This window comes from Streptomyces antimicrobicus (genome assembly GCF_020532625.1).
In the GTDB taxonomy this organism is placed as follows: Bacteria; Actinomycetota; Actinomycetes; order Streptomycetales; family Streptomycetaceae; genus Streptomyces; species Streptomyces antimicrobicus.
On the sequence record NZ_JAJAUY010000210.1, the window covers coordinates 1 to 7,599 of the forward strand.

The 7,599-nt window shown below is 73.8% G+C and carries 5 protein-coding genes; 1 reads left to right on the top strand and 4 read right to left on the bottom strand.

Going from position 1 to position 7,599, the window contains the following annotated elements; all coding sequences use genetic code 11:
* Positions 1–183 precede the first annotated feature (183 nt).
* Genes LG632_RS28910 through LG632_RS28920 form a run of 3 tightly spaced genes read right to left on the bottom strand, consistent with a single transcriptional unit; the run spans position 184 to position 3,503 of the window.
* Positions 184–585, bottom strand: a complete 402-nt coding sequence (locus tag LG632_RS28910; RefSeq protein WP_226730764.1) for a hypothetical protein — start codon at positions 583–585, stop codon at positions 184–186.
* Positions 586–642: 57 nt separating this feature from the next.
* Positions 643–1,101 carry a PaaI family thioesterase gene (locus LG632_RS28915; RefSeq protein ID WP_226730769.1) on the bottom strand — a complete coding sequence of 153 codons (459 nt, stop codon included), beginning with the start codon at positions 1,099–1,101 and terminating at the stop codon, positions 643–645.
* A 26-nt stretch (positions 1,102–1,127) separates the two neighbouring features.
* Entirely contained in the window at positions 1,128–3,503 is a 2,376-nt protein-coding gene (locus tag LG632_RS28920) for an FdhF/YdeP family oxidoreductase (RefSeq protein ID WP_226730774.1), read from the bottom strand.
* Between the two features lie 112 nt (positions 3,504–3,615).
* On the opposite strand from LG632_RS28920, the gene polA reads away from it, so the two are divergent.
* Complete coding sequence (gene polA / locus LG632_RS28925) at positions 3,616–6,336, top strand: DNA polymerase I (protein ID WP_226730776.1); 2,721 nt, start codon at positions 3,616–3,618, stop codon at positions 6,334–6,336.
* An 83-nt stretch (positions 6,337–6,419) separates the two neighbouring features.
* Here polA and LG632_RS28930 read toward each other — a convergent pair whose 3' ends face one another.
* Positions 6,420–7,331: a DUF4184 family protein gene (locus LG632_RS28930; protein WP_226730778.1), complete on the bottom strand. Its 912-nt coding sequence runs from the start codon at positions 7,329–7,331 to the stop codon at positions 6,420–6,422.
* Positions 7,332–7,599: the final 268 nt, after the last annotated feature.

Consider the following 7,599-nt stretch of genomic DNA (forward strand, 5'->3'; position numbering starts at 1 on the left):
TGCCGTCGCCCGCCTCGACGGGGCCTATCCCCGGGCCGGTGCGTGGCGCGACGGGGCGGGTCCCCGGTCCCGTGCCGGGCTCGACGGGGCCGGCCCCCGGTCCCGTGCCGGGCTCGACGGGGCCGGTCCCCGGGCCGTTCCCCGGGCCCGTGCCGGGCTCGCCGGGGGCGGGTCCGGTCGTGCTCACCAGGGACCGCCGGTGGGGGTGCCCGAGCGGTAGCGGTCGGCGCAGCGGCGTTCGGCCTCGCGGGCGGTCAGGGCCCGGGCCGCGTCCGGGCCGCCCGTGCGCTGCTCGGCGCGGGCGGCGGCCACGATGTCGCGCAGGATCTCGTTCTGGCCGCCGGACAGGCCCATGGCCTGGTAGTCGAGGCCCGCCTGCGGGTCGCCGGCCAGGATCACCGCGGTCCAGTGGGTGATCAGGGAGGTGCACAGCTCCTGCGGGGAGGTGCTGTGCGGGGCGGGGGTCGCGGGCGTGGCCGTGGCCCCGGGTCCGGCGTCGGCGGGGGCGCGGGCGGTCGAGCAGCCCGCGCTCAGCAGCAGGGCGCAGAGCAGGAGGCTGCTCCGCCGCGCCGGTCCGGTTCCCATGCGGGAACGCTAGACCGGCGCCCGGTGCAGTGACAACGGTCCGTTGCCGAAAGGCCGTTACGAGTTCGTGTCGCGCAGCAGGCAGGTGAGGCGGGCGGTGCAGACCCGGTTGCCCTGCTCGTCGGTGATCACGATCTCGTAGGTGGCCGTGGACCGGCCCCGGTGCACCGGCGTGGCCACGCCCGTGACCAGGCCGGAGCGCACGCCCCGGTGGTGGGTGCAGTTCAGGTCGACGCCGACGGCGATCTTGGTGTGGCCGCCGTGGAGCATCGCGCCGACCGAGCCGAGGGTCTCGGCGAGCACGGCGGAGGCGCCGCCGTGCAGGAGTCCGTACGGCTGGGTGTTGCCCTCGACGGGCATGGTGCCCACGACCCGGTCGGCGGCGGCCTCCAGGATGCGGACGTCCATGCGCTCGCCGAGGTGGCCGGCCGAGAACAGCGAGGGCAGGTCGATGCCCAGGGCCGCGTACTCGTCGAGGACTTCCTGCGGGAACTTCACGCTGTGCTGCTCGCCCATGGGCCGGCTCCGTTCGTCAACGATCGTTAACCGACGTTCCTATCACCCTGCCGCGCGCCCGCCGGGTCCGGGGTCGGCCCGGTGGCGCCGGCGGTCCCGGCGGACTCCGCGGACCGCCGCGGCGCCGGCTGCGCGCACGGCTCCAGGCGGACGACCACGGACTTGCTGGCCGGGGTGTTGCTGGTGTCGGCCGTGGCGCCGAGCGGGACCAGCACGTTGGTCTCGGGGTAGTAGGCCGCCGCGCAGCCCCGCGCGGTGGGGTAGTGCACCACCCGGAAGCCCGGGGCGCGCCGCTCCACGCCGTCGCTCCACTCGCCGACGAGGTCGGTGTACGCCCCGTCGGCCAGGCCCAGCGCGGCCGCGTCGGCGGGGTTGACCAGGACGACCCGGCGGCCTCCGGTGATGCCGCGGTAGCGGTCGTCGAGCCCGTAGATGGTGGTGTTGTACTGGTCGTGCGAGCGCAGCGTCTGCAGCAGCAGCCGGCCCTCGGGCACGCGCGGGTACTCCACCGGGGCGGCGGTGAAGTTGGCCTTGCCGGTCTTCGTCGGGAAGCGGCGCTCGTCGCGTGGGGCGTGCGGCAGGGTGAAGCCGCCGGGCCGGGCGACGCGGGCGTTGAAGTCCTCGAAGCCGGGGACGACCCGGGCGATCCGGTCGCGGATCGCCGCGTAGTCCTTCTCGAACTCCTCCCACGGCGTGCGGGAGGCCTCGCCGAGGACGGCGCGGGCCAGCCGCGCGACGATCGCCGGTTCGGACAGCAGGTGGGGGCCGGCCGGCGGCAGGTTGCCGCGGGAGGCGTGGACCATGCCCATGGAGTCCTCGACGGTGACGAACTGCCGCCCGGAGGCCTGCACGTCGCGGTCGGTACGGCCCAGCGTCGGCAGGATCAGGGCGCGGCGGCCGGTGACCGCGTGGGACCGGTTGAGCTTGGTGGAGACGTGCACGGTCAGGGAGGTCCGGCGGATCGCGGCCTCGGTGACCTCGGTGTCGGGGGTGGCGCCGACGAAGTTGCCGCCCATCGCGAAGAGCACCTTGGCCCGGCCGTCGCGCATCGCCTCGATGGAGCGGACCACGTCGTAGCCGTGGTGGCGGGGCGAGGTGATCGCGAATTCCTTGTCGAGGGCGTCGAGGAAGGCCTCGGCGGGCCGCTCGAAGATGCCCATGGTCCGGTCGCCCTGCACGTTGGAGTGGCCGCGCACCGGGCAGACGCCGGCGCCGGTGCGGCCGATGGCGCCCCGCAGCAGCAGGAGGTTGACGACCTCGCGGATGGTGGCGACGGCGTGCTTGTGCTGGGTCAGGCCCATCGCCCAGCAGACGATGGTCCGCTTGGAGGCGAGGACCATGGCCAGCGCCTGTTCGATCTCCGCCCGGGTCAGGCCGGTGGCCGTGAGGGTCTCGTCCCAGTCGGCCTCCCGCGCGGCCGCGGCGAAGGCCTCGTAGCCGTGGGTGTGCTCGCGGACGAAGAGCTCGTCGACGCCGCCGGGCGCTTCGAGGACCAGCTTGTTCAGCATCCGGAACAGGGCCTGGTCGCCGCCGATGCGGATCTGCAGGAACAGGTCGGTCAGCGCGGTGCCCACCAGCATGCCCTGCGGGGTCTGTGGGTTCTTGAACCGTTCCGTGCCGGCCTCGGGCAGCGGGTTGACGGTGAGGATCTTCGCGCCGGCCTTCTTGGCCTTCTCCAGGGCGGAGAGCATGCGCGGGTGGTTGGTGCCGGGGTTCTGGCCGGCGACGATGATCAGGTCGGCCTGGTGCAGGTCCTCCAGCAGCACGCTGCCCTTGCCGATGCCGATGGTCTCGTTCAGGGCCGAGCCGGAGGACTCGTGGCACATGTTGGAGCAGTCCGGCAGGTTGTTCGTGCCGAACTCGCGGGCGAAGAGCTGGAGCAGGAACGCGGCCTCGTTGCTGGTGCGGCCCGAGGTGTAGAAGAGGGCTTCGTCGGGGGAGTCGAGGGCCTTGAGTTCCTCCGCGACGACGGCGAAGGCCCGCTCCCAGCTGATCGGCTCGTAGCGGTCGGCGCCCTCCGGCAGGTACACGGGCTCGGTGATGCGGCCCTGCTGGCCCAGCCAGTAGCCGCTGCGGCCGGCCAGGTCGGCGAGCGGGTGCGCGGCGAAGAACTCGGGGGTGACCCGGCGCAGCGTCGCCTCCTCGGCGACGGCCTTGGCGCCGTTCTCGCAGAACTCGGCGGTGTGCCGCTTGTCGCCCTCGGGCCAGGCGCAGCCGGGGCAGTCGAAGCCGTCCTTCTGGTTGACCTTGAGCAGGGTGCGGGCGGTGCGGGTCAGGCCCATCTGCGCGTGCGCGATCTTCAGGGTGTGGGCGATGGCGGGGAGGCCGGCCGCGGCGTGCTGGGGAGGCCCGACCTGCGGCGCGTCCTGGACCGGATCACCTGCGGGCGGCTTGGTGGCCATGGCGCTCCCCTTCGAGCATGCGGCGTGTGAGGTGGTGCGTATCCGATCCTGTCACGTGGGCCGGCGGTCGCCGACGCCGAGATTGTCGGTGGGGCCGCCTAGGATCGGTGGCGTGGCAGAGACAGCATCGAAGAAGACCGAAGAGACGACCGCGGCCGACCGCCCGCGCCTGATGCTCATGGACGGGCACTCCCTGGCGTACCGGGCGTTCTTCGCGCTGCCCGCGGAGAACTTCACGACCGTGAGCGGCCAGACGACGAACGCGATCTACGGCTTCGCGTCGATGCTGGCGAACACGCTGCGCGACGAGGCGCCCACGCACTTCGCGGTGGCGTTCGACGTCTCGCGCAAGACGTGGCGCTCCACGGAGTTCCCCGAGTACAAGGCGAACCGTTCGAAGACCCCGGACGAGTTCAAGGGCCAGGTGGAGCTGATCGGCGAGCTGCTGGACGCGATGCGCGTGCCGCGGTTCGCCGTGGACGGCTTCGAGGCCGACGACGTGATCGCCACGCTCGCCACGCAGGCGGAGGCGCTCGGGTTCGAGGTGCTGATCGTCACGGGTGACCGGGACTCCTTCCAGCTGGTCTCCGAGCACACCACCGTCCTCTACCCGACCAAGGGCGTCTCGGAGCTGACCCGGTTCACCCCGGAGAAGGTCCAGGAGAAGTACGGCCTCACCCCGGGCCAGTACCCGGACTTCGCGGCGCTGCGCGGCGACCCGTCCGACAACCTTCCGGGCATCCCGGGTGTCGGCGAGAAGACCGCGGCGAAGTGGATCAACCAGTTCGGTTCGTTCGCGGAGCTGGTCGAGCGGGTCGACGAGGTCAAGGGCAAGGCCGGGCAGAACCTGCGCGACCACCTGGAGTCGGTCAAGCTCAACCGGGTGCTCACCGAGATGGTGCGCGACGTCGCCCTGGACCGGACCCCGGCCGACCTGCGGCGGGTGCCGTACGACGTGGCGGCCCTCAAGGGCGTGCTGGACGTGCTGGAGATCCGCAACGCCTCGCTGCGCGAGCGGCTGCTGGCGGTGGACCCGGGCGCCGAGGAGGAGCCCGCGCCGGCGCCGGCGGCCGGGGTCGAGCTCGACGCGAGTGTGCTGGGCACGGGCGAGCTGGCCCCGTGGCTGGCGGCGCACGCGGACGGCCCGCTCGGTGTCTCCACCGTCGACAGCTGGGCGCTGGGCGCGGGCAGCGTCAGCGAGATCGCGCTGGCCGCGGCCGGCGGGGCGGCGGCCTGGTTCCAGCCGTCCGAGCTGGACGAGGCCGACGAGCAGGCGCTGGCGGCGTGGCTGGCCGACGCGTCCCGGCCCAAGGTCGTGCACCACGCCAAGGGCCTGTGGCGGGTCCTGCCCGAGCACGGCTGGACGCTCGCGGGCGTGACGATGGACACCGCGCTCGCCGCGTACCTGGTCAAGCCGGGTCGGCGGTCGTTCGCGCTGGACGTGCTGGCCGTGGAGTACCTGGGCCGGGAGCTGGCTCCGCCGGCCGCCGACGGGCAGCTGGCGTTCGGCACCGACGAGACCGCCGAGGCGGAGGCCCTGATGGCGCAGGCCCGCGCCGTGCTGGACCTGGGCGAGGCCTTCACCGGCAAGCTGGCCGAGGTCGGCGCGGCCGAGCTGCTGCACGGCATGGAGCTGCCCACCTCCGAGCTGCTGGCGCGGATGGAGCGGGCCGGTGTGGCCGCCGACCGCGACCACCTCGAAGCGATGGAGCAGCAGTTCGCGGGCGCGGTGCAGCAGGCGGTGAAGGAGGCGCACGCGGCGGTCGGGCACGAGTTCAACCTCGGCTCGCCCAAGCAGCTGCAGGAGGTCTTCTTCGGCGAGCTGGACCTGCCGAAGACCAAGAAGACCAAGACCGGGTACACCACCGACGCGGACGCGCTGGCGTGGCTGGCCACCCAGACCGACCACGAACTGCCCGTGATCATGCTGCGCCACCGGGAGCAGGCCAAGCTGCGGGTGACGGTCGAGGGCCTGATCAAGACGATCGCTGCGGACGGCCGGGTGCACACCACCTTCAGCCAGACCGTCGCGGCCACCGGCCGGCTGTCCTCCACCGACCCCAACCTGCAGAACGTGCCGGTGCGCACGGACGAGGGCCGGGCCATCCGCCGCGGCTTCGTCGTCGGCGAGGGCTTCGAGTCGCTGATGACGGCCGACTACAGCCAGATCGAGCTGCGCGTCATGGCCCACCTGTCGGAGGACGAGGGCCTGATCGAGGCGTTCACCTCCGGCGAGGACCTGCACACCACCGTCGCCTCGCAGGTGTTCTCCGTCGAGCGGTCCGCGGTCGACCACGAGATGCGCCGCAAGATCAAGGCCATGTCCTACGGTCTGGCGTACGGGCTGTCGGCCTTCGGCCTCTCGCAGCAGCTGAACATCGACCCGGCCGAGGCGCGCGGGCTGATGGAGACGTACTTCGAGCGGTTCGGCGGGGTGCGGGACTACCTGCGCCGCGTCGTGGACGAGGCGCGGGCCACCGGCTACACGGCCACCATGTCCGGCCGCCGCCGCTACCTGCCCGACCTCAACAGCGACAACCGCCAGCGCCGCGAGGCCGCCGAGCGGATGGCGCTCAACGCGCCCATCCAGGGCACCGCGGCCGACATCGTCAAGGTGGCCATGCTGCGGGTGGACGCGGCGCTGCGCGAGGCCGGTCTGGGCTCGCGGATGCTGCTGCAGGTGCACGACGAGATCGTGCTGGAGATCGCCCCGGGCGAGCGCGAGCGGGTGGAGGAACTGGTCCGCCGCGAGATGGCCGCCGCGGTGTCCCTGCGCGCCCCGCTCGACGTCTCGGTCGGCGTGGGGCCGGACTGGGAGTCGGCGGCGCACTGACGTGCCGGGCCCGGCCCGCTCGGCGGGGCCGGGCGGGCGGTGGCCGGGCGGCCTGCGGCGGGGCGGCCTAGCGGCGGGGCGGCCTAGCGGCCGGTGGCGGGGGTCGGGAGGCGGTCGGGTGCCGTGTCCCCCGCCCCGGCTCCGGCTCCCGCCCCGGCTCCGGCCCCGCGGCCCGGGCCGGAGCCGCCTCGGCGGCGGTGGGTAAGGCGGACGGCGCCGCCGTAGAGGACCAGCGCCACCATCAGGCCGCCGCCGGCGCCGAAGCAGACGGTCGGGACGATGTCGAAGGGCGTGCGGATCCGGTCGAAGAACGTGAAGAAGCGCAGCACGCGCAGCGTGACCCCGGCGCCCACGCACACCGCGAACAGCGCCACGGCCCCCCACCGCTCCGCCCGGCTCAGCACCGGCACGTCGGCCGGGAGCGGCCGCCCGGCCGGCACCCGCCGCAGCCCCGTCACCGCGAACCACACCAGCACCCCGGCCGCCAGCGCCGAACTGCCGTACTGCAGGTACGTGTAGAGGGGGAAGGGGCCGTAGTACGCGGACAGCGCGGGGAAGGCGCGGGTGCCGTACCGGTCCAGGTGAGTGAAGCTGTCCCACGCCACGTGGGTCAGCGAACCGGCGACCGCCGACACGTAGAACCACCCCGCGAGCGCGACCGGCCGCCGCTCCCGCCGCCAGGCCTCGCCGCGGACGAAGGCCAGGACGCGGCCCCGCCAGGCCCCGGGGAGCAGGGCGACCAGCGGTTCGCGCAGCAGCAGCCAGCAGGCCACCAGCGCCGCCGTCAGCAGGGCGTCGACGCTCACCACGCCGAGCAGGGAGTGAGTGAACTCCCCGTACCCCATCACGCCGCCGACGACCGCGTCGAGGAAGTAGAAGGTGTCGGGGGCGAACGACCCCAGGACGAGCGCGGAGGCCACCAGCGGCCCGCGTGCCCGCCCCGTCCGCCGGAGCGCCGGCAGGACGGCGGCGGCATGACTCAACGTGAACGGCATGGGGACCTCCTCGCTCGTGTGCCCGGCCAGTATGCGTGACCAGCGGAATTCGTGGGGAAGTGGTGAATTCCGGGGCCGGATCGGTGCGGGGTGCAGCCGGCTGACGTAGTGTCACGACCACGTCATGGGGGACGAGGGGAGGGGCCGCCCGCTGGCCGCCGGTTCGGACGGAGGCGGAGCAGGGGGCGGGGCCGCCACCCTCCTCAGCGCACGGGCGGTCGCCGACCGCCCGAGGGCCGGGCGGCGGCGGGCGGACAGCGGGACACGG

Excerpts from the sequence above, each read along its gene's own strand:
- LG632_RS28910 (WP_226730764.1), bottom strand. The coding sequence starts at position 585 with ATGGGAACCGGACCGGCGCGGCGGAGCAGCCTCCTGCTCTGCGCCCTG.
- LG632_RS28915 (WP_226730769.1), bottom strand. The coding sequence starts at position 1,101 with ATGGGCGAGCAGCACAGCGTGAAGTTCCCGCAGGAAGTCCTCGACGAG.
- LG632_RS28920 (WP_226730774.1), bottom strand. The coding sequence starts at position 3,503 with ATGGCCACCAAGCCGCCCGCAGGTGATCCGGTCCAGGACGCGCCGCAG.
- LG632_RS28930 (WP_226730778.1), bottom strand. The coding sequence starts at position 7,331 with ATGCCGTTCACGTTGAGTCATGCCGCCGCCGTCCTGCCGGCGCTCCGG.